At 32.6% G+C, this 23799-nt stretch carries 14 protein-coding genes and 1 pseudogene; 3 read left to right on the forward strand and 12 right to left on the reverse strand.

Going from position 1 to position 23799, the window contains the following annotated elements; genetic code table 11:
* Positions 1–73: 73 nt before the first annotated feature.
* From N5B56_RS12595 to N5B56_RS12605, 3 genes are all read right to left on the reverse strand, one after another.
* Positions 74–3985 carry a glycosyl hydrolase family 18 protein gene (locus tag N5B56_RS12595; protein ID WP_260979124.1) on the reverse strand — a complete coding sequence of 1304 codons (3912 nt, stop codon included), beginning with the start codon at positions 3983–3985 and terminating at the stop codon, positions 74–76.
* A 561-nt stretch (positions 3986–4546) separates the two neighbouring features.
* On the reverse strand, positions 4547–5083 hold the full coding sequence (hpf, locus tag N5B56_RS12600; RefSeq protein WP_022089650.1) for a ribosome hibernation-promoting factor, HPF/YfiA family: 537 nt from the start codon (positions 5081–5083) through the stop codon (positions 4547–4549).
* 645 nt (positions 5084–5728) lie between these two features.
* Positions 5729–7114 carry a C40 family peptidase gene (locus tag N5B56_RS12605; RefSeq protein ID WP_022089651.1) on the reverse strand — a complete coding sequence of 462 codons (1386 nt, stop codon included), beginning with the start codon at positions 7112–7114 and terminating at the stop codon, positions 5729–5731.
* A 515-nt stretch (positions 7115–7629) separates the two neighbouring features.
* On the opposite strand from N5B56_RS12605, the gene ymfI reads away from it, so the two are divergent.
* Positions 7630–8358, forward strand: a complete 729-nt coding sequence (ymfI, locus tag N5B56_RS12610) for an elongation factor P 5-aminopentanone reductase (protein ID WP_117910387.1) — start codon at positions 7630–7632, stop codon at positions 8356–8358.
* Between the two features lie 362 nt (positions 8359–8720).
* Here ymfI and N5B56_RS12615 read toward each other — a convergent pair.
* From N5B56_RS12615 to N5B56_RS12650, 8 genes and pseudogenes are all read right to left on the reverse strand, one after another.
* Positions 8721–9524 (reverse strand): annotated as a pseudogene (locus N5B56_RS12615) (aldo/keto reductase family protein).
* A gap of 119 nt (positions 9525–9643) precedes the next feature.
* Complete coding sequence (locus N5B56_RS12620; RefSeq protein WP_117910388.1) at positions 9644–11509, reverse strand: hypothetical protein; 1866 nt, start codon at positions 11507–11509, stop codon at positions 9644–9646.
* Positions 11502–14405, reverse strand: coding sequence for a glycosyl hydrolase family 28-related protein (locus N5B56_RS12625; RefSeq protein WP_117910389.1), 2904 nt, complete (start codon positions 14403–14405; stop codon positions 11502–11504). The genes N5B56_RS12620 and N5B56_RS12625 overlap by 8 nt, the downstream gene beginning before the upstream one ends.
* 244 nt (positions 14406–14649) lie before the next feature.
* Positions 14650–16515: an ABC transporter ATP-binding protein gene (locus N5B56_RS12630; protein ID WP_117910390.1), complete on the reverse strand. Its 1866-nt coding sequence runs from the start codon at positions 16513–16515 to the stop codon at positions 14650–14652.
* Positions 16508–18772, reverse strand: coding sequence for an ABC transporter ATP-binding protein (locus N5B56_RS12635; protein WP_117910391.1), 2265 nt, complete (start codon positions 18770–18772; stop codon positions 16508–16510). The genes N5B56_RS12630 and N5B56_RS12635 overlap by 8 nt, the downstream gene beginning before the upstream one ends.
* A gap of 1 nt (position 18773) precedes the next feature.
* Entirely contained in the window at positions 18774–19244 is a 471-nt protein-coding gene (locus N5B56_RS12640) for a MarR family winged helix-turn-helix transcriptional regulator (RefSeq protein WP_022088073.1), read from the reverse strand.
* Between the two features lie 146 nt (positions 19245–19390).
* Complete coding sequence (locus tag N5B56_RS12645) at positions 19391–19699, reverse strand: GIY-YIG nuclease family protein (protein WP_022088072.1); 309 nt, start codon at positions 19697–19699, stop codon at positions 19391–19393.
* Position 19700: 1 nt separating this feature from the next.
* On the reverse strand, positions 19701–21065 hold the full coding sequence (locus N5B56_RS12650) for an MATE family efflux transporter (protein WP_117910392.1): 1365 nt from the start codon (positions 21063–21065) through the stop codon (positions 19701–19703).
* Between the two features lie 364 nt (positions 21066–21429).
* On the opposite strand from N5B56_RS12650, the gene N5B56_RS12655 reads away from it, so the two are divergent.
* Positions 21430–22953 (forward strand): 4Fe-4S dicluster domain-containing protein, encoded by a 1524-nt coding sequence (locus N5B56_RS12655; protein WP_022088070.1) that lies wholly within the window; start codon positions 21430–21432, stop codon positions 22951–22953.
* 166 nt (positions 22954–23119) lie between these two features.
* Complete coding sequence (gene trxA / locus N5B56_RS12660) at positions 23120–23425, forward strand: thioredoxin (protein ID WP_117910393.1); 306 nt, start codon at positions 23120–23122, stop codon at positions 23423–23425.
* A gap of 89 nt (positions 23426–23514) precedes the next feature.
* Here trxA and N5B56_RS12665 read toward each other — a convergent pair whose 3' ends face one another.
* Positions 23515–23763: a glycoside hydrolase family 30 beta sandwich domain-containing protein gene (locus tag N5B56_RS12665; RefSeq protein ID WP_117910394.1), complete on the reverse strand. Its 249-nt coding sequence runs from the start codon at positions 23761–23763 to the stop codon at positions 23515–23517.
* Positions 23764–23799: the final 36 nt, after the last annotated feature.

Here is a 23799-nt window from a genome sequence, read left to right on the forward strand (position 1 = left end):
ATCACTTAAGAGTTTTTTATTCAACATATTATCCCCTGCATACTGTTACTATTTTGTAAAATATTTGTTAACATCACACTTGTTTCCATACTCCCCACTGTCCACAAGTTTCAGGATTCTCACCAACTGTCCACCATTTAGCCTGATATACTTTGCCGTTATAGTAAACTCTGTTTCCATTTGTATATACAGTATTACTATCCCATGTTGGATACTGGCTTACATTTTCTGTTGTTTCAGGTGTCTTTGTTGTAACCTCAGGCGCTTTTGTTGTAGTTGTTGTCTCTGATGCCTTTGTTGTAGTTGTTTCAGGTGCCTTTGTTGTTTCAGGTGCTTTTGTAGTTGTTTCCTGTTCCTTTGTTGTAGTTGTTGTTTCTTCCGGAATAGTCTGTGTTTCTTTTTCAACTGTAAAATCAGCTATGTTACATGCTCCTCCATTTACAACTAAAGTTAATTTATATGTTCCTTTTGCTGCAAAATTAATTGTAACTTTATGACTAATAAAGTTTGTCCATGAATTGCTTGCTGTAATTGCCATTGTTGCCGCATTATTATCATTTAACTTCACAATTATGTTATCTGCATTATATTTACTATCTCCAGCAGCTAATTTCAAATCAACTGTATAATTACCCTTTGAAGGGACTTTAATATAATAGTCTAAATATGATTCATTTGTTAAATTTCCTGCATATGTTGTATTATCAGATGTATTCATTGTAATTGAACTTGTCTTTCCACCAAATGAATCTACTTTTACAGTTCCCGGAACCTGCGTTACTGTAGCTTTTCCACCTGTACCAACAATAGCCGTAGCTGATTTGTAAATTTGGTTCAACAAACTATATGTAGCATTTTTACTATCCTGGCTAATTTCCCAAATCATGATACCACCAGCATTCTGTGCTGCAAATGTAGCTTTCTTAGCCATTGTATCTAAACCATTATAGTAAACTGTTGTTCCGTTAATAACTGCTGAGTCTTTATATGCATTTGCTGAATTATTAGCAACTACATCTGCATATGACGCCCAGTTAGGTCTTTCATAGAAAGGTACACCTAGTACAATTTTAGACGCGTCTACTTTTCTTGTTGAGTTCCAATAGTTAAATGAATTTGTAAGTAAGCTATATGGTGAATGTCCTGCCCCACTATCTCCGTCATATGCCATAACATTAATCCAGTCAACCATGTTAAGAACTTCATCAGTCTGATATGTTCCACTGGTAGCAGCAACTGCTGACGATAATGTCAATCCTCTCTTTGTTAATCCTTCTCTCAAATATCTCATGAATGACGTAAATTGATTTGCTGAACTTGCTGTTGGATATTCCCAGTCAATATCAACACCATCGAATCCATACTTATCAACTACTGATAAAATACTATTTGCAAGGCTTCTGCATTTTGCGTCAGTATTTGTTGCTTTTTCAAATGCATACTGGCACAAACTTCCATCTGAATATGACCAGCCTCCAACTGCCATTTCTACTTTTGTTCCACTATTATGAGCTGCCTCAATCAAACTGTTAATTACATTTGCAGAACCGTCTACAGAATCAAGTACACCTGATGCATTTGGCAACGCAAATGAATATATTACTGTAGTTAATTTATCCCACTGAATGCTTGATGTAATATCTCCATACCAGTTTGGATAGTACGCTACTGCTTTAAAATTGTTTCCATATTTGCCCTGTGTGTCAGGTACATCTACATTTACTTCAGGCTCTGAATCATCCTGAGTTTCATTTCCATAAACTTCAACTTCCCATATAGAATATCCATAAGGGAGCGCTCTCTTAACACCCTGCATCTTTACATATCTGGCCTTTACTCCATTAAGAGATACTGTTGTAGTTCCTCCTGTCTGATTATTTAATGTCTTTGCAGTTGTCCAGGAAGCGCCATCATTTGAAATTTCTATTCTGTATTCTGTTGCATAAGCTGCTTCCCATTTAAGCACCATATTATTAATTTCATATGTCTTACCCAAATCAATACATGCCCACGCATTATCTGCAAAGTCTGATGACCATCTTGTTCCATCATCACCATCAACTATATTTTTTCCTGTAAATGTATCATTTTCGTTTCCTGAAACTGTTACTGTTTTGTTCTTTGAAATTAATTTTCCTTCAGTCTGTGGTTTTGTCACAGCTTCAGTTATTGTTTCTGTTACAGGCTGTGTAGTTGTTGTTTCAACTGTTGGCTGTGTAGTTGTTTCTACAGGTTGGCTATTTCCAGGAATTGCAGATGCATTAGTTGCTTCCAGTGCAAACTTTTCCCATGTTCCAACTGAAGTTCCACAGGCATGTAATATTCCTGATGTTGTATCATTTATATCTGTCTGAACATAATAATTATTTAAATATGTTTTAATCGCATATGTTCCATCACTCTGTTTTTCAACATAAAATTTTTCCCATGTTCCAATTGCATTACTTCTTGGAATTACCAGGTTTTCTTTATCTGTATCATCAAAAACAGCACATAAATATTTATTATTTGCTCTAGACTGGAAAGATACTGTTCCATCTGAATTATAAATAACTCTAAATTGTTCCCATGCACCGGCAGAATCTCTGTTAGCTACTAAATTAGACTGTCCATAATTATCCGCACAAACATATTTGTTATTTATAGTTGCCTTAATTGAGAAATAATCCGCATCTGTTAATGCCTTATCAGCAAAAACAATTGTTCCCGGCATAGCTTTTTTCATTGTATTATACACAATTCCATTACTACTCTTTGAACCTGTGCCAATTGAATCCTTGCTCCATTTAGCCTTAATATCTGCTAAAGAATCCGATGTAGGATTTACCTTCTGCGTTGTCTTTTCCTGATAAATTCCCCATGAACCCGAATTATTTGTTTTATATGCCCATGATGTGTAATTCCATCCTGCCTTGTTAAATTCATCCATAACATATGTCCATGCATCTTCCAATCCAAAGCATGTATATTCACCTATATATGTAGGAACTCCATAATTAGCATTATTTATGCTGTTAATAAGATTTTTACATGAATCTTTCTGTCCCTGTAAATCACTAATATAATTCCATGTATAGTGATGATATTCATACATTACATTGCTCCATCCATAATCTGATGGTTTTGGAAGATTTGCAGTTCCCCAACATGATTCCATAATGATAATATGGTCAGGGTCAACTGATCTTATTGTTTTATACATCTGATCATAAAATGCCCAATGCTTAGAAGATGTAGTTCCGGCTTTTTCACCCGGTTCGTTTAAGGTATCATAAGCTGCCACTGCCGGATTTCCTGCATAATGAGCTGCTACTGTCTTCCATAATTCTAATGTTTTATTTTTATAATAGTTATTTGAGAAAAATGTTACGTCAGATACGTTGTCAATTACTTCCCCTGAATGATCCTGTCCATTTTGTGATCCAAATGTCCCATGTAAGTCCAAAATTACATAAATTCCTCTCTTACTGCATTCCTCAACAAACCAGTCAAGTTTGTTAAAAGCATCATCTCTAAGGACCCAATCCGACTTAGAATTGTCATATTTGTATAGATTCATGTAAGTAAACGGAACCCTTATTGCACTCATTCCCATTTCCTTACAATTGTCAAAATCTGATTCTGACCAATAGTTGTTTTCATACAAATCAAGTAATTCATACATAGTATTTTTTCCAAATCTGTTTTCAAGATTTGACATAAGTGTTTTCTGGTCTCGTACATTTGTAGAACACATCCAACTTTCCTGTACAAGCCATCCTCCCGTATTTGTACCTCTTAAGTACACCATGTTTCCTTTACCATAATTATTCTTAATTGATGTACCATCACATTTTAAGAAATCATTGCTGGTAAAACCCGTTGTTGCTGCTTTTACTTCTTTATTGTTCTTGTATGTATATAGACCCGTAAGTAATCCTGCTGTCATTGTTACACACAAAAAAGAAGCAAGCAATTTCTTGCCAATTCTTTTTGCATTTCGCATAATCAAAACCTCCTCAATATATTGCACATATGTGCGCCCAATCGTAGCGTGCAATCTAAACCTCATATAGCAAAACCCCTAACGTTTTACGTTTTACTGCACTGTTTATATTATAAAATTTACCCCACTTTTTTTCTATAAAATAAAACTGCTTTTATTCGTAAACGTAATTTTTGTATATTTCGATATTTGGCAGCCATATTTTTTATGCAAATTGTCTAGTCAGTTTTGTTTTGAATCGTTTTTAACATCTAAATATTTATTATATGTTCATAAAAATATTTTTATATTTATATTACAGTTCTATTGCTTTTGATTCTATTCTTTAATTAATCTCTTGCACCATATTACTTAATAAACATTTAATGCATCCAATGTTTATAATTTGTAATCTTAGTTTTCTGTATGCAAAAGAAAAGTTCGAGGTTGTGAATGTTATTAGCATCCCGGTTATAAACTTGGTTTACTCCATTCTTTACAAAGAGCCAAAAAAGGAACCGCAAATGGCATTTACCATTTGCAGTTCCTTTTTATAATTATCTAAATATTTATTTAACTATCTTAATCAAATTCCGGTTCAATTAATCCGTATGTATTTCCTTTTCTCTTGTAAACAACGTTTACTTCATCCGTTTCTGAGTTAAGGAAAACAAAGAAATTATGTCCAAGCATATCCATCTGAACACAAGCTTCTTCAGGATCCATTGGTTTAATTCCAAATTTCTTACTCTTAACAATCTTTATTGTTTCTTCTTCATCTTCGTAATCTGCATCTATAAATTCTGATGTAAATAACTCTTTATATGATTTCTTCTTGTCAACAAGTTTATTTTTATGTTTAACAAGCTGGCGCTCAATCGTTTCTAATACTAAATCGATTGTAGCGTACATGTCGCTGCTTTCCTCCTCTGCTCTAATAATAGTTCCCTTTACTGGAATTGTTACCTCAATCTTCTGACTGTCCTTTTCAACACTGAGTCTGGCAATAATCTCTGTATCTGGTACAAAATACTTCTCAAGCTTGCTAAGTTTGTCCTCTACTGCCTGTCTTAATCCGTCTGTAATCTCAATGCCTCTACCTATGATTTTAATTTTCATGGTACCACTTCCTTTCCGTTTCTGATGGATTAATTATACCATATAATCATAAGATTTAACAAGCGAAAAGCAAACTTTATTTACAAGTTTTTCACATTTATTTTGTGTTATTTTATTAACAAATTTACACTATTTTTCCATACATCTTTTTCGACATATGTTTTTGTATAAATTGCACAATTTGACACCTTAACTTATTAACATTCATTTTCCTCCATTATTTGAGTTATTAACATATTCTTTTGGCATTTTTCCCTTTAAAACAAGTTATCAATCTAGTTATTAACACTATTAACATTATTTTTTGTTGATTCATGTCGTATTTTGTTTTATGGCGTAAAAGAACGTCTGTTTTGTGTATTAGTAATAAAAATGATTTTCTTTGGTAATTTTCACTATTTTTTTATTGACTTTTTTCCAATATTATGAACCATTTTCTCAGTGCGGATTAATACTTTAAGAATTAATTTCGAAATTCTAAAACAATTTACTTTTTTACTCCCTAATTACCAACATATTTAACTAAAAAGAAACATGGGCTGTGAATGTTATTAACAGCCTGGTATAAACTCGGATTACCCCCACGCTTGACAAAGAGCCAAAAAAATAAGACCGAAAAATTCGGTCTTATTTTATATGTTATTCTTAGTTCATAATTCTTCTTGCTGCACAAGGTGAACCTACACCACTGATAATAATACCAGTTTCTTCTGTAGATGCATGAATAATCTGTCCACCACCTATGTAAATAGCAACATGGCTAATTGAATTGCCACCATATTTATAGAATACCAAGTCACCTGCCTGTAAGTTTCCTGTTGATACACTTGCACCATTGTATACCTGTGTATATGATGATCTATTCAAGCTATATCCAAAATGCTTATATACTGACATTGTAAATCCTGAGCAGTCTGTTCCATTTGTTAAACTTGAGCCACCATAAACATATGGGTTGCCCAAGAACTGTTTAGCATATGCTACAACTGCAGCAGCACTACCTGATGAGCTTGAGCTACTCGAGCTGCTTGATGAACTACTGCTACTTGATGAACTGCTTGAGCTTGAGCTATTACTTGTTGCAGGTTTACTGTAACTTGAGTTACTTGATGAACTACTGCTACTTGATGAACTGCTACTACTTGAACTTGAACTACTTGAATTATAATTAACTGATGTATTACTCTGATTCTGTTGTTCCTGTTGCTGTGCATCTATAGCTGCCTGAGCTGCTTCTGCTTCTCTTTGCTGTTCAGCTAAAATTGCTTCCTGCATAGCCTTTTCTTCTTTTAGTGTAATTGCAGTATCCATATCTATTGTAACATCAACGAAATCTGCTGAAACCCAACCACTCATACTTCCTTCGCCATCAGGTTTCTTCATCTTAATCTTAACCCATGATCCATCTTTACTAAATTTCTTAATAACATAATGTTCATTCTGGTAAACGTTAGTCACAACTTCTGATTCTGTAGTAGGCTTTGTTCTAACACGAATACCTGTGTCATTCATATTAGCAATAACATAACCTGCATCCAATGCATAATCTTCTGCTTCTGAACCTGTTACAAAATAATCAGCTTTTATGTAACCTGTTACGTTTCCGGATCTGACTTTGTACCATCCGTCTTCTGTTGTTTCAAGAATAACTGCGCCACAATTGCTGTATACTTTACCAACAACTTTACTTTCAGTACTAGGTTTCTTTCTTACGTTTACGTAATCATCACCTGTTACAGATGTAATTGCAATATCCTCAAAATATTTGTTTTCCTTATCTTTACTTGCCTGAGCTGCCTGTTGCTGTGCTTCTTCTGCCGACTGCTGTGGAATTAAAGTTGAAATATCTGTAGCCTGTGTTTCTGCTTCTGTTGCAACACCTGCTGTGTAATCATTCAACGCAACTGCAATTCCAGCACCTGCAATCTCAGTGTCTAATGTGTCAGCCGCTACCGTTTTTCCACCTGCAAAAATTGCTGTTCCTGCTAATACTCCAAACGCTAACGCTGTCATATTTCTATAGTGCTTCATGTAAACCTCCGTGTACTTTCACTATTTATTACAAAATTATTACGTTGTACATTATAACAACACTGTCTATTATTGTCAACAAAGATACTTTGACAATTCATGCCACTATTACACTATCAATAGTGCATTAAATAAGTGTCATTTTCATAATGCTTCCTACAACAATTTTATATATTACCAGTTATCTATTTGCTTTTTGTGAACAAATTAAATCAATTTTGTGGCAAATTATTTCATTGTATTTTAATATCTAAATATTAATTTATATTATTCTAAATTTACTATATCTATATTAATTTATATTAAATATGTGTTATTATTGTGTTGATAATAGTTTTTAGGAAGGATTTTATCAACTATGGAAAAGTTTTAATGTTTTGAAATACTTTAACATAAAAAATTTTATAAATACAAACTTTTTATACTTCTGTGTAAAAATTTTTTATACGTTTATATTTTTCAATACATTGAAGTTTTAATATAACTAATTTTTCATTACTGATATTATATTAATTATGAATAAAACAGTTTTAATAACGGGAGCCTCCCGTGGAATCGGCAAACAAATTGCAATTATCTTTGCTCAAAATGGTTTTAATATCGTAGCAACCTGTCACAATAATATTGACACCCTAAGTTCTTTAAAAAATGAGCTTTCAAAATATAATGTTAATATTTTCCTGTTTCAGGGTGATTTATCAAAGCAGTCAACTATATCTGATTTAATTAAATTTTTAAAGAATAATAATATTTCAGTTGACGTTCTTATTAACAATGCAGGAATATCTGTTGTTGGATTAATTCAGGATTTATCAATTGACGATTGGAATTATATTTGGAATACAAATGTAACAGCGCCTATATTTTTGTCAAAAGAACTGGTTCCTCATTTTTTGCATAACCATTCAGGTAAAATAATTAACATTTCTTCTGTATGGGGAAATGTCGGTGCTTCATGTGAAGTCGCATACTCAGCAACTAAAGGTGCAATTAATTCTTTTACAAAAGCTTTAGCTAAAGAACTCGCGCCTTCAAATATTCAGGTTAATGCCATTTCATGTGGAATTATTGATACTGATATGAACAGCCACCTTTCTTCAGATGATATCAATGAAATTGTAACCGATATTCCTGCCGGACGTATTGGAACTCCTAAAGACATTGCATTGACTGCACTCTCTTTAGTAAATGGCAGTGATTATTTAACCGGTCAGATTATCACTGTTGATGGTGGATGGATATAAAAAACTCCTATGATGCACTTTAAAGTTACGTTGATTTTCTAATTATTAGATTTCTTAATTGTGAGGGTTTGTGATATTAACTTAATAACGCTCGCGCTGCTTGTCACTCGCAGCAGTTCTAAATCTCCAGCTATATTTTGCTGTTAGAACCTTTGGTTCTAAGCAAAATCCGCTGTCAATTTGAACCGGCGGTGACAAATGCCTTTAGTTAATATCACAAACCCTCACGTAAGACCATCAAATAGATTGACAAACCATCAAAAACTTCGATTACCCAATTTTAGTTCTAACTCTTTTAGGTTCAGTTAATTAACCTTAAGTGTATCATAGGATTTTTCTATGATTTTGTGTTATTTCTATATTTATTTTTTGTCTAAATATTCCATATCTTCTTTTGTTAATTCAAAATCTACTTTTGAATTTTCTATTATACGTTCTTTCTTTGTAGATTTAGGAATTACAACATTGCCTTTTTGTAACGAATATCTTATACACACCTGTGGTATTGTAACACCATATTTTCTTGCAATTACTTCTATATATTTGTCATTTACAATATTTCCTGTTGCAAGCGGAGAATATTACATTATCTGCATATTATATTTATTGCAAAATTCAATAGTCTCTTCCTGTCTGTTACCTATATGGAAGCAGATTTGATTTACCATTGGTACTATCTTAGCAATTTCTAACACCGGCTCTAAATGCTGTTTTGCAAAATTTGATACTCCGATACTCTTAGCTTCGTTTGCTTCATAAATTTCTTCCATAGCCTGCCAGCTTGCTATGTTTCCTTCTGTACAGTCTTTTCCCCACTCATCCCACGGCCAAGGTGCATGTATTAGATACAAATCAATATATCCTAAATTAAGTGTTTCCATTGATTTGTTAAAGCATTCTTTAGCAATATCATAGCCTTTACATTCGGCAGGAAGTTTTGTAGTTATAAATATTTCTTCTCTTGGTATTCCTGAATTTCTTACTGCTTTGCCAACACTTTCTTCATTGCCATATGCTGCTGCGGTATCAATATGTCTATATCCTGTTTCTAAAGCATATGAAACAGCATCGTATGTGTCTTTTCCATTTGGTATCTGCCATGTACCTAATCCTAATTTAGGAATCTTTACTCCATTTTGCAGTACATAACATTCATCAAGTATCATTTCTTTTCCTCCTTTATTTATTAATAATCTCTCGGAGTCTCTAAGCCAGTAAAATCAAGACTTCCCGATTCCCTTTTTATTAAAGCCTCCACTTTAATTCCATTATTTTGCTGGTATGATTACTCAAGATTCCGAGAGACCATATTATTCTGTTCTCCATTTTCATATTCCACTATTCTTGCTGTTGCGCCGGATGATTTTACTCCGTATCCACTGTTATTGATTACATGTTCTATTCCCGGATGTCCATTTAACATAACGGTTACCGTGTTATGTAATTTTACTCCTTCAATATCAGGGACCTCTACTGCTCTATCTATTGTAATAGTAGCATCTCTATTGTAACTATATACACCTACGCCATAACTTTCAAATGTTAATACATTATCTCCCACTTTTAATGACGCAAATCCATTTACTTTACCATTATTGCTCATAAATTCACTTTGATTTGGAACATCATAAGGTATCTCACTTTGATAGAAGTATAATCTTCCACCATTTCCATCCCATATTGTCTGGTATTCCTGAAAATGTTCTACAAACAATCCGTACATAATTACATTATCACCATGAATTACAGCACCATTTTTTGCTGTATTTTTGTCCCATGCCACATTATCTCCATGATCTGCTCTCCATACCCATAAATTGTCGCCAATAACGTCATTACTGTTTACTGTAATACAATTTTCAACTTTTCCTTCGTAGCTTGAGCCTCCAACTCTAAAGTATACATCACTTAAAGTTGTAGGGTTTGCTCCATGAGAAACATCGCTCTTTTTTGCACCTACTTCAAGCAATGTATCTGACTCTTTTTCACCTGCTTCAAATAACACTCCTGCTATTTTCACCCCGTCAACATCTGCTATTTTCATTGCTTTATTTCCATTGACAGATACAATTGTTGCCATTCCCATTCCATATACTATTGTATCGCTATTTTTAACATTTAACGGTTTATTTATTTCATAAATTCCAGGCGTTAGTAATAAATTTTTGCCTGCTGCTAAAGCCTCATTAATTGTATCTGCATCATCCGTATTTGGATTTGCGATGTAGAATTTATTTAAGCTGACAAATTTACCCTTTGTTCCACTTTCCCATGATACTCCAACAGCATCTGTCCTAAGTTCAGGAACAATAACTCCGTATCCATATTCTTCATCATATGTAAGGTATGGCTTTTCCTGAATAACAGGTGTAGTCTGCACTTTTGTATATGGCGAATACGGCCATGTTCCTGCCGGAGTTCTTACAGTATCAATCCCAACAAAAACCATATTCCAAACTCCGCCATCCCACAATCTCCAAAAATCATTTCTTGTAAGATACTGCTGCTGTGAACCTGATGAAACTGTTCCATTTGAATAGCAGTCAGCCATAAATCCACCACTTGACCACCCTTCTCCATCACTGAGAACCATTCCATCATTAAACTTCATTCTTCTAAGTGAAACCGCCTGTGAATTTGCCCACATACAATATTCATTTACTGAAAAATTCTCTGCACTTCTCCAGAAATTGCATGTTGCATTATGATACATCCAGTCAGCGTTGACCCACAACTTGTTAATATTTGTATCTGTAGGTAAAACTCCAAGTCCTGATACCTGTGTGTAATAACCAACATTTACAGATAATGATGTATCATATGCACCCGGTTTAAATAAAATTGCATATCTCTCTTTTCCGAACTGATTTGTTTCCTGTTTTTTATAAATTTCATCTACTTTAGACTGAATTTCATTTTTATCATCTTCCGGAGAAAATACATATGTATTTTCTCCAAATACTGTAGCATCTTTTACAGGTTCACCATCACTTTCATAGTCAATTGCATTTTCTATTTTCTCTTCTGTCTGTGCCTCAGTAACATTTTGTGTCACATTCTTTTTAGCTGTTTTGTTATCACTTTCTCCACAACTCCACAATAACATCGATGCAAGTGCTGCTGTTACTGCAATATAAACCTTTCTATTCATCATTCTCCTCCAAATCAATTTTTGCTACATAAATCCCATCTCTTGCCGTTATAAACAAAGTATCTTTATTTGTTCCACCTATATCAAATGTAGATGGTCTTGACGCTACATGAATAGATTTTACAATTTTTCCATTTTTATATATTTTTATATCGTCATCTCCAACCAAAATATTATCTTTAATATTTCTAACGCAATAATCTCCCTCTTCAATTATTACATTCGGATTTATAAGATAACCATTTTTATCAACTGTACACTCAAATACTCTTTTGTACATTTCATCAACTGAATACATTTTTTTGCCACATGATGAAATCGATAAGTTATTACTCCTTATTAAATCATAATGATTTGGAATTATAGTTTTTCCATCTGTTGCTATCCAGGCTTTTTCAGGCTTATATCCTAAAACTTCTTTATAATCTGAACCATCTCTCCATCTATTACCAGGATATATAACTCTATCAGGTTCTATTTTGCCCATTTCCACCATATCTAATGGTTGCATTTCTCCATTATTATCTAATGTAAATACTATTGTATAGGCATCTCTGTTGTACCAAAATCCATATGAAGTACCATATGAGTCCGAAGGCAAAATATTTTCCTGTTTTTTTCCATCTACTGTAGCATTCTTTGGAATCACATATTCTCCAACAATTATTATTCTGTCATTTGTATCAAATCCCACAGAATTAATTTTATAAGGTGATTCAAATATTTCAGTAAGTTTATAATCTTTTCCGTCTACACAATAAATTTTCTTATCAAGACTGTCTACAAAATAGAAATCACCTTTTTGATTACAAATCCCTCCATCAGGGAATCTGAATCCACTATATAATTTTTGTGGTTCATTAGTTTTAGTTATTCTAATATTTCTGCCAACATTTCCCTTTATATCAATCTTTGTTGCCTGCCATGTTCTTATTTCTACATTTGAGTTTACATCCAAAAGATAATTATCGATTGTGTATTTCATTTGTGAGAAATTATGTGCATTTATAAATGAAATATTTTTGCAGTCAAATGTTTTTACACAATAATCATAAGGCTTATTTACAAATATTGTTCTAAAATGATATGTCATTGCAAATGTAATATCTTCACAATTATGTAGTTCTATTGGTCTTGCAAATTCGCCTTCTGCCACTTCCTCCTCTGTCTGTATTCCATAGATTGTCCAGTTCTTAACATTATTCATCAACAATTCATGTCTACAATGATGCTCAAGTGACATACAATAAATCTTTCCCGGTGTATCAGTATTTTCGATAGTTATTCCTGCTGTTACATAAGGACTTGCAGACCACACATCCTTAATTACTCCGCCACCATTAACAACTATTGATGGATACTGATAATCCCACATACGCTCAGGATTACTGTCTGCAGTTCTTGTTGAGTTATAAGGCATTTCAAACGCTCCTGTACCTTTAACAAGATTTCCATGTCCACCAAACATTTTTACATCATTAATATATGAATCAATATCGCCGTTCCACTTAAGTCCTATTGCTCTTGGATTTTTTCCACCTGTTTCTATTCCTATACCAAATAATATGTTGCTTTTTCCACTTTCAATAAATGCTATACCTTTTCCATATCCGGTAAATCTTTCTGCATTATCTTTAAGTATAAATTTAGTAGAAACAGGATTAAGTCCAATAATAACTGTATCATCTTTTAATTTGATAGTATCTGTAAGCAAATATTCTCCCTGTGGGAAATAAAGATATGTATACTTTTCAATTAACTCCTTAAGAACCTTTGTATCATCCGTAACTCCATCTCCAATAAGACCATTTTTCTTAACATTTATCCACTGTTTTACTTCAGGTAAAGTCTTTAAATCTGTATACAAAACATTATAGTCAATTTGCTTTTCTCCTATATATAATATATCTTTAATTTGTTTTTCAGGATACTCATCACTTGCTGTTATTCCATGTATATATTCATTTATATGTGCACAATCATATTTATTATCTATTGTATTTTCTGTATCCTTATAACTTACGATAACATTGCATTTTTCTAAATAGCAATTCTTTACATAAATACTTGTTAACGAATTATTTTCTAATGCAATATTCAATAATTTATCCACATTTTTAAATATAGAATCTTCTACATATAATTTTTCAAAAAATCCATCCTGTACCTCTACAAACTGTGGCACATTTTTCACATCAGTTCTTACTATTGTAAGACCTGCCTCTCTTGTAAAAATAGCTGCTTTTTTCTGATTTTCAAATTTTGTATCTACCATTACAAATGGCCATCCCGGAGAACACTTTGTAGTGATTATTCCGTAATTTCCACCGACAATTTCTATATCCTCCATTTCATTTCCCACATCATATATTCCTGCCATTCCTGAATTGACGTTAATTGTAATGTGAGCTAAAAAAGCATGTTGTGCATAATGTGTCCTAAAAGCTACCGCATAATCATTTTCTCTACCTAAGTTAATATTAACATTAGACATTGCACTATAGAAAGTTCCCGGATTAGCATCATTTGCATTCACATTTGTCCCTTCCGTTACAACTCTGTCCACAAACCAGAACAAATATCTAAAATGACCTTTATCGTCTTCCTTTGATATATTAAAATTTAATGCATTATCCTTTAATATAAATTCAGGTCTTTTTTCTCCATATCCGATTATTCTTACTGCCTTTGGAATATAAATTGTCTTACTTAACAGATATTTTCCTTCAGGAACAAATACAATTCCATAACCGTATTCTTCTACAACCATATTAACTGCTTTTTGCAGTTCATCTGATACATCCACTATTCCATCATTACTAATATTAAAATGGTCTGCGTCAAAATATATCGCAGACTCATCCTCTATTTTCCCCGTATAAAAACTTGTTTTCATAACAAATACCTCATATTTCTCAATAATATATGTATTCTTTTTAAAATACTTTATTCTTTTTTATTGAAACAATTTTATCAGATATTTTTGTTAAAATCAACATTAATTGATTAAATCAAAGCATTATTTTTGTGCATTTTTATCATATTTTTCTTTAACATTTTTGTAGGCATAAATAAAAGAGCACCACTTTTTTATGATGCTCTTTCATTAAAATTATTCTCTCTTTATCAATCTTCTAAAACTAAGCTGTTTCTTCCTGCTGTGCCCATTGTGAATTGTATAGTTTAGCATAGAATCCATCTTTTTCCATTAATTCGTTATGATTTCCCTGCTCGATTATATCTCCATCTTTCATTACAAGAATTAAATCGGCATTCTTTATAGTTGAAAGTCTGTGGGCAATTACAAAACTTGTTCTGCCTTTAAGCATATTATTCATACCACGCTGAATTCTTTGTTCTGTTCTTGTATCTACTGAAGATGTTGCTTCATCTAATATCATAATCGGATTATCTGCGAGTATAGCTCTTGCAATTGTAAGAAGCTGTTTCTGTCCCTGTGATATGTTACTTGCTTCTTCATTTAATTCCATTTTATATCCATCCGGAAGAGTTCTGATGAAATGGTCTGCGTGAGCTTTCTTAGCTGCTGCAATTACTTCTTCATCTGTTGCGTCTAATCTGCCATAACGGATATTTTCCATAATTGTTCCTTTAAATAACCATGTATCCTGAAGAACCATTCCAAATTCCTGTCTAAGTTCGCCTCGGTTAAAATCTTTGACATTATGTCCGTCAATAAGAATCTGCCCCTTATTTACGTCATAGAATCTCATTAATAATTTAACAATTGTAGTCTTTCCTGCTCCGGTAGGACCAACTATTGCTATCTGTTGTCCTTCCTTAATATCAGCACTAAAATCATTAATTATAGTCTGATTTTCATTGTATCCAAAGTTTACATGATCAAATGTAACATTTCCTTTAACAGTGTTTATATCTACAGGATTTGCTACGAATTGGTCTTCTTCTTCCTCGTCTAAGAATTCAAATACTCTCTCAGCTGCTGCTGCCATACTCTGCATCATATTTGAAACCTGTGCCACCTGCTGAATTGGCTGTGTAAAATTCTTTACGTATTGGATAAACGCCTGAATATCACCGATTTCAATTTTTCCATTTATAGCAAGATAAGCACCCGAAATTGCAACACCAACATAACCTAAATTTCCAACAAACTGCATTATAGGCATCATTAATCCTGAGAAAAACTGAGATTTCCAAGCTGATTTATAAAGGATTTCATTTGTATCATGAAATTCTTTCTTTACAGTTTCTTCTTTATTAAACGCCTTTACAATATGATGACCACTATATACTTCTTCTACCTGACCATTTATATGACCTAAATATTCCTGCTGACTCTTAAAGTATTTCTGTGAATGTTTAATTACAAAACTAATTAATAAGATACTCACAGGTAATGTAATAAGTGTAATAAGTGTCATCGGTACACTTATTGTTATCATCATAATAAATACACCGATTAATGTACTTATAGATGTAATTAACTGTGTTATACTTTGATTTAATCCATTTCCTAATGTATCTACATCATTTGTAATTCTTGATAAAACTTCACCGTATGTTCTACTTTCAAAATATTTGAGTGGCATTCTATTTATTTTTTCTGAAATTTCTTTTCTCATACGGTAACAGATTTTCTGTGTTATACCCGTCATTACAAATCCCTGAATAAGATTGAATACACAACTAACTCCATATAACGCCAATACTATTAAAAGTATTTTTCCAACATATCCAAAATCAATTCCACCTTTTCCGGATATCTTGTTCATAATTCCATCTGAAAGTGCTGTTGTCGCTTTACCTAATACCTTAGGTCCTGCAACAGTAAATACAACACTAAACATTGCACAAACCATTACTGCAAATACGCCATATTTATAATTTCCAATATATCGTATTAATTTTCCAATCGTGCCTTTAAAATCTTTAGCCTTTTCACCTGACCCCATTCGGCCGCCGCCCATAGGTCCTCTCATTCTTTTTGGTGGATTTATATTTGTTCTATTTTCATTACTCATCTTTATCCACCTCCTCATTTAAACTTGCTGCCAATTCGGCTTCTGACATCTGAGATGATGCTATCTGCTTATATACCTCACAATTCTTCATTAATTCCTTGTGTGTTCCTTTTCCAACCATCTTTCCATCATCTAAAACAATAATCTGCTTTGCCTGTAATACAGTGCTTATTCTTTGAGCTACAATAATTACTGTACTTTCTTTTACCTTAGGACTCAATGCTTTTCTTAATGCTGCATCAGTCTTAAAGTCTAACGCTGAGAAACTGTCATCAAAAATATATATTCTAGGATTTTTTGCAATTGCTCTTGCAATTGATAAGCGCTGTTTCTGTCCTCCTGAAACATTAGTTCCACCCTGTGAAATAGGACTATCATATTTTTCTTCTTTACAATCAATAAATTCTGTTGCCTGAGCAATTGTTGCAGCCTCTAACATTTGTTCATCGGATGCATTCTCTGCTCCATATTTTATATTAGATGCAATTGTTCCTGAGAACAAAATTCCCTTTTGCGGTACATATCCAATATTATCCCTTATTGATTTCTGTGATAAATCTTTTACATCAATTCCATCAATTGTAATCTGTCCCTCTGTTACATCGTAAAATCTAGGAATAAGCTTTGCTACAGTACTCTTACCACTACCTGTACTACCTATAATAGCAGTAGTTTCACCAGGTTTAGCAATAAAATCTATTCCCTCTAAAACATTTGTATCTCCATCAGGATATTTAAAATCAACATTTTTAAATTCTACAATTCCCTTTGGTGCATCTAACATCTTAGCTTCTTTTTTATCTTTTATAGAAACATCTGTATCTAAAACGTCATCTATTCTTTCTGCTGCAACTGTTGCTCTAGGAAGCATAATTGATACCATTGTTATCATAAGGAAAGACATAACTATCTGCATTGTATAGGTAATAAATGCAGTCATAGACCCAACTTCTAAAGCACCCTGATTAATTCTGTGGCTTGCAACCCATTCAATCAATATTGTAATTCCATACATAACCATCATCATAAGTGGCATCATAAATGTCATTACTCTATTTGTAAATAACATTACCTTTGTCAAAGATTTATTTGCAACATCAAATCTTTCTTCTTCTTTCTTTTCTCTGCTAAATGCTCTTATTACAGGAATTCCTGTTAAAATTTCTCTCGAAACAAGGTTTACTCTGTCAACTAAATCCTGCATAATTTTAAACTTAGGCATAGCTAAAGCCATCAATATTGCTACCAAACATAAAAGAGCAACAACAGCAACTACGATAATCCACTCCATACCTGAGTGTGTTTTTATAACCATTATTATGCCGCCCACAGCAAGAATAGGTGCATAAGCAACCATTCTAAGAAGCATTACACATACCATTTGAATCTGTTGAACATCATTTGTGCTTCTTGTAATTAATGATGCTGTAGAGAACTTATTAATTTCTGCATCAGAAAATTCCAATACTTTATTAAATACTTTTTCTCTTAACTCTTTACCGATTGAAGCTGATACTTTAGATGCGAGGAAACCAACAATAATCGCACTTACAGTCATTAAAAGTGCCATTGCAAGCATTTTTGCTCCTGTACTCCACAAATAACTAACTTGCTTTGTTTCAACATCTACTCCGATTTTTTTGTATTCCTTTTTTACAAATGAAATAGCTGAAGACTGAACAAGAGAATCTCCCATAGAATCAATTGCTGACCCCATTTTATCTCTTACTGTATCTCTTATTAAATCGAAATGAGCTGCCATAAACTGTTCCTGTGTCATAGTTCCATTTTGAACTGCTGCTAAGTCCATCTTAGCCTGATTATCAAGAGAATCCATATCAATTTCTTTCATGTACTCACTCATATCCTGACCAGTATTTTCATTATTGTTCTTCTTGTCCTGTGCCTGAGAAATCATTGAATATACAAGAATTGGTTCTGAAAAAGTCTTATCTAACTTTTCCATGTTTTCTTTTGATTTATCTTTTAACTTATAATTTCCATTACTTTGTTTCTTATATGCAGACTCCCATTTACTTTTTTCTTTATCAGTCATCCACATTGCAATTCCCTGATAACTTTCTTCTGAAATTTTCTCCGGTGTTGCATATTCAATTCCTGAATTATTAATACCTGTATCAATTAATGATGCTGTATAATCAGGTAAAGACAGGTCGCACATAGCCTGTATAAACAAAAATGCTATTATTGTAAATACCATTGGCATATGCCCCTTGAAATTTTTAAAAAATCTCATCTTAATTCTCCTTTTCTTTTTTTAATGTCTTGCCTTCTTCAAGTATAGCTGCATAAAATTTTTCCTGAAAATTCAAATATTGCTGTAATTCTTCTTCAGTAAAATGTGAAAATACTCTTTCAAAATATCCTTCCACATCCTTTTTTTTCTTTTCTACAAGTTCATTGCCTTTTTTTGACAATTTTATTAATGTATTCCTTCTATTATCAGAATCTACTTCTCTTACTATATATCCTTTATTTTCCAAACTTTTTAGTGTTCTTGAAATAGACTGCATTGACACATGCAATCCTTCTGCAAGTTCTGATACATTGACTGATTTATTTTCCATTTTTTCTGATTTAACAAGCCAAAATATTATACTGCCTTCCATTCTTGAAATATCATCAGATAATTTTGGATGATGAAACTTTCTGAATTTCATCATTCCTTTTATGACCTTTTCTACAAGTTCCTTATTGTACTCGCTCATTTCATCCTGTCACCTCCAAGCTTAATTAGACTTTAGCAAAAAAATAAACACTGTTTATATTTAACAACGTTAACTGTAAACAGCGTTTATTATTTTACTCTTATTTTTTAATCTGTCAACAACTTAATTTAAAATTTAACTAATCGTTAACATTTCTTACTATATTTTTTTACATCGATTCTATCACCCATAATAGAATCCATTCTCGTATCATCTTTTATAAGAATCTCTTTTTGTGCTTTGCTTAGTTGTTTAATCCAATATTCTAATTTAGATGCAAGTGCTTTATTTTCTGTCTGCCAAGCAGCTTCAAGTTTTAAAGCCACATGACTTCTTGTATATTTTGCACTTTTTTCTCCTGCTCCAAAATGTTCTTTCATTCTTCTATCTAAATCCGTAGTTATCCCTGTGTAAATCGAATCGTCTTTACATCTTAACATATAAATATAGTACATTTTATTCTCCCATTTTTCTAAATATTCCTCGTATAACAATTATTGATATAACTGCTGCCCCACCATCTGCTATAGGTGCCGCATACATAATGCCATCTATTCCAAATATCATCGGTAAAACTACTATTAAAGGTAGCAGAAAAATAATCTGTCTTGTAAGTGCAAGAAAAGTTCCCTTCATTGGTTTTCCAATTGCCGTACTAAAAGTTGAAGTTATTGGTTGTATCGCATTTGCAAATGTCATAAACAAAAATATTCTAAAATAATTTGTTGCAAACTGATAATATTCTTTTGTACCATTTCCAAATATACTAATGATATTTCTTGGGAAAACCTGAAACATTATAAAGGCTATCACTGATACTATTGTACCACTTATAACAGCTAGTTTATATGTTTCTTTCACTCTGCTATAATTTTTTGCGCCTATATTAAAACTTGCAATTGGCTGTATTCCCTGCGATAGTCCAATTATCACAGCAAAATAAATTTGATTAACTTTCATTATTATGCCTGCACACGCTAACGGAATTGAATCCCCATAATTTGATAACGCCCCATAGTATGTCAAAGATTTATTTAATGTAATTTGAACAATCATTATTGCTATCTGATTTGAAAATGGTGTAACCCCTAATGATGCAATTCTACCAATACATTTTAAAGAAGGAATAAAATGTTCTTTTTTTAACTTTACTGTCTTATAGTGCCTTAAATAATTTATCACTAAGACAAACGAAACAAATTGTCCAATAATTGTTGCTAACGCTGCCCCTTTCATTTGCCAATCAAATACCATAACAAACAAATAATCAAGAATTATATTAATTATTGCACCTACAAGATTGCATGTCATAGAAAAATCAGGGCTTCCGTCCGCCCTTATAATATGTCCTCCCCCAAGTCCCATTATAAGAAATGGTATTCCAATTGCCGTAACACCAACGTAATCTTTAGCATATCCTAAAACATTGTCAGGTGATCCAAAAAATTTTAATAAAGGTGTTAAAAACAATAATATTCCTATAGCTATTATAGTTCCAAGTATCATTATTCCTGTAACAACATTACCTATATAAAAGGGGGCTTTTTCTTTATTTCCTTTTCCCATTTCAATATTAAATGCTGCCGCACCACCAATTCCAAATAGTAAACCTAATGCTACACATATTGTACTTACAGGAAATGCTACATTCGTAGCTGCATTTCCTAATGTTCCAACAGTTCTTCCTATAAAAAACTGATCCACTATATTATAAAAAGAACTGACAAGCATAGCTACTATGCTTGGTATTGCAAATTTACGCAACAACTTACTTATCGGTTCAATCCCTAACGGATTTCTGATTTCACTATTTTCTTCCATTTCTTTATCTCTCTTTTATATTTACTTATATTTTTTTCTTTTGTCTTAAAACTATTCGTACAATTTTATCACATATACAAATAACTTTTCCACCATAAAATTATATATATTTCTATGCCTTACCAACTTATTAATATTATTTGTTCAATTTATATATGTTTTTAATGAATTAAGGAATCGTTTTCTACCTATATTTAACTTGTTTTAAATAATTACACTATGTTATAATTTTAGATAATATTGCTATTGTTTATTAAAGCATAATATACATAGCACCCCATATATTTAAATTAATCGTCATTCTATGAATGAAAACTTATAATTATGAAATTATTTTATTAAATTACTATGAAAGGATAAAAATATGAGAGGTATATACTCAAATAAAACTGAGATTAGGCATAAAGTATTTACGGAAGTTGCCCGAATGGCATATGAAGGTGGAGATTTTTCACGTATGGAAGAACTACCATATAAGATTATGCCAGGTGAAATCGGTAACTACTATGACAATATTTTTCTTGAGAGAGCAATTATAGGAGAAAGATTGCGTGCTACTATCGGACTCCCTATAAGAAAAGTATCTGAACATGCTCCTCTTTCGGAAGGTATTGATAAAAGTGCTATTGATGAAAAATACTATGATCCACCACTTATTAATATAATTAAATTTGCATGCCATGCATGTCCTGAAAAACGAATTTTAATAACTAACGGATGTCAGGGTTGTTTAGAACATCCTTGTATTGAAGTATGTCCTAAAAAAGCTATTCATATGGAAAACGGTCGTTCTATTATTGATCAGGATAAATGTATTAAATGTGGTAAATGTGTTTCAGCATGTCCTTATAATGCCATTATCAAACAGGAACGTCCTTGTGCAAAAGCATGTGGAATGAACGCTATCAAATCAGATGAATATGGACGTGCAGATATTGATTATGAACAATGTGTATCTTGTGGAATGTGTCTTGTAAGTTGCCCATTTAGTGCAATTGTCGATAAAAGCCAGATATTCCAGACTGTTCTTGCACTTAAGAGTGACACGCCAATATATGCAGCAATAGCCCCATCATTTGTAAATCAGTTTGGCGGTGCTGTTACATCTGCACAGGTACGCGCTGCTTTAAAAGCTGTTGGATTTGAAGATATGATTGAAGTTGCTGTCGGTGCAGACTTATGTGCAATTCAGGAAGCTGAAGATTTCCTTGAAGAAGTACCTGAAAAGATTCCTTTTATGGGAACAAGTTGTTGTCCGGCATGGTCTGTAATGGCGAAAAAGACTTTCCCTGAATATGCAAATTGTATTTCAATGGCACTTACACCAATGGTTTTAACAGGTCGTATGATTAAAAAAGACCATCCGGATTGTAAGGTTGTTTTTATAGGGCCATGTGCTGCTAAAAAACTTGAAGCAAGCAGACGAAGCGTTAGAAGTGATGTTGATTTTGTTCTTACATTTGAAGAACTTATGGGAATATTTGATGCTAAATCAATTGAATTTTCTGAATTAGAAGTTGAAGAGGAACTCCAGACATCTTCTGCTGATGGTAAAGGATTTGCTGCTAGTGGCGGTGTTGCTAATGCTGTAAAAAATGTTATTAAGAAAATTGATCCTGATAAAGAAGTCAATGTTGTCAGTGCACAAGGACTTGCAGAGTGTAAAAAAATGCTTACTTTAGCAAAAGCAGGAAAATACAATGGATATTTATTAGAAGGAATGGCATGTCCCGGTGGTTGTGTAGGCGGTGCCGGAGTTTTAAGTGATGCTAAAAGAGCTGAAATAAAATTAAAGCAGGAAATGGCTAACTCCCAATTAAAAAATTCTTCTGAAACATATTATGTTGATTATTTGAAATTAATTACTGAAGAAGATGCTGATAAATAATTATCATGTTATTTTATATATTATCTTAATACAATTTTTATTTTATATACTAATAATTTTAACAAAAATGTGTATAATCATTATATGATGAAAGGCTAAAACAGATAACACATCTAATTATCTTTCTATCATCATTATGCAAACTTTAGATAAAGGAGGCTTTAATATGGAATTAGAAATTACAACTGAAAACTTTGATGAATTAGTATTAAACAGTGACAAAACTGTACTTGTAGATTTTTGGGCTGACTGGTGTGGTCCATGTAAGATGCTCTCACCTGTAATTAAACAGATTGCTGAAGAACGAAATGATATAGTTGTTGGAAAGGTAAATGTTGACGAGCAACCCGGCTTAGGAGTTAAATACAAAATAGCTTCTATTCCAACAGTAATAGTATTTAAAAATGGTGAAATAACAAACAAAAGTATTGGTTTAGTTTCAAAAGCAGAATTATTGTCATTGCTGGCTTAATTACACAAATTTTCTAAAATACAAAATTAATTTGACCCTCAATTGTTAGATTTTTTCTAACTATCGAGGGTCTTTTAAGATTGGATATTCTAATTAATTACTCCTGTCATAATTAACATTGGTGGCATATCTAATTGTGCTACCGTATCATTAACTCTAATACCGGCAGGTCTGCTTTCATTTGTTTTATTTAACACGACTACCACAATATCTCCATTAGGGTTTTCAAATGATGTAACATCTACATCGTCTGAATATCTGCTAAATGCCACTCTTTTAGCTCCCGGTTTTATGTAGTGACTAAAATGATTAATATATGAAAGAGTATTTCTTTCCATTAATTTGTCATCTTTTGTATCGTATAAATACGGTGC

The organism is Eubacterium album, assembly GCF_025336545.1.
In the GTDB taxonomy this organism is placed as follows: Bacteria; Bacillota; Clostridia; order Lachnospirales; family Lachnospiraceae; genus Eubacterium_U; species Eubacterium_U album.

What these genes read in the sequence shown, in the direction of transcription:
- N5B56_RS12645 (WP_022088072.1), bottom strand. Translation starts at nt 19,699, where the DNA reads ATGTACTATATTTATATGTTAAGATGTAAAGACGATTCGATTTACACA.
- N5B56_RS12605 (WP_022089651.1), bottom strand. Translation starts at nt 7,114, where the DNA reads ATGAAGCACTATAGAAATATGACAGCGTTAGCGTTTGGAGTATTAGCA.
- ymfI (WP_117910387.1), top strand. Translation starts at nt 7,630, where the DNA reads ATGAATAAAACAGTTTTAATAACGGGAGCCTCCCGTGGAATCGGCAAA.
- N5B56_RS12620 (WP_117910388.1), bottom strand. Translation starts at nt 11,509, where the DNA reads ATGAATAGAAAGGTTTATATTGCAGTAACAGCAGCACTTGCATCGATG.
- N5B56_RS12650 (WP_117910392.1), bottom strand. Translation starts at nt 21,065, where the DNA reads ATGGAAGAAAATAGTGAAATCAGAAATCCGTTAGGGATTGAACCGATA.
- trxA (WP_117910393.1), top strand. Translation starts at nt 23,120, where the DNA reads ATGGAATTAGAAATTACAACTGAAAACTTTGATGAATTAGTATTAAAC.
- N5B56_RS12595 (WP_260979124.1), bottom strand. Translation starts at nt 3,985, where the DNA reads ATGCGAAATGCAAAAAGAATTGGCAAGAAATTGCTTGCTTCTTTTTTG.
- N5B56_RS12640 (WP_022088073.1), bottom strand. Translation starts at nt 19,244, where the DNA reads ATGAGCGAGTACAATAAGGAACTTGTAGAAAAGGTCATAAAAGGAATG.
- N5B56_RS12655 (WP_022088070.1), top strand. Translation starts at nt 21,430, where the DNA reads ATGAGAGGTATATACTCAAATAAAACTGAGATTAGGCATAAAGTATTT.
- hpf (WP_022089650.1), bottom strand. Translation starts at nt 5,083, where the DNA reads ATGAAAATTAAAATCATAGGTAGAGGCATTGAGATTACAGACGGATTA.
- N5B56_RS12625 (WP_117910389.1), bottom strand. Translation starts at nt 14,405, where the DNA reads ATGAAAACAAGTTTTTATACGGGGAAAATAGAGGATGAGTCTGCGATA.
- N5B56_RS12635 (WP_117910391.1), bottom strand. Translation starts at nt 18,772, where the DNA reads ATGAGATTTTTTAAAAATTTCAAGGGGCATATGCCAATGGTATTTACA.
- N5B56_RS12630 (WP_117910390.1), bottom strand. Translation starts at nt 16,515, where the DNA reads ATGAGTAATGAAAATAGAACAAATATAAATCCACCAAAAAGAATGAGA.
- N5B56_RS12665 (WP_117910394.1), bottom strand. Translation starts at nt 23,763, where the DNA reads ATGGAAAGAAATACTCTTTCATATATTAATCATTTTAGTCACTACATA.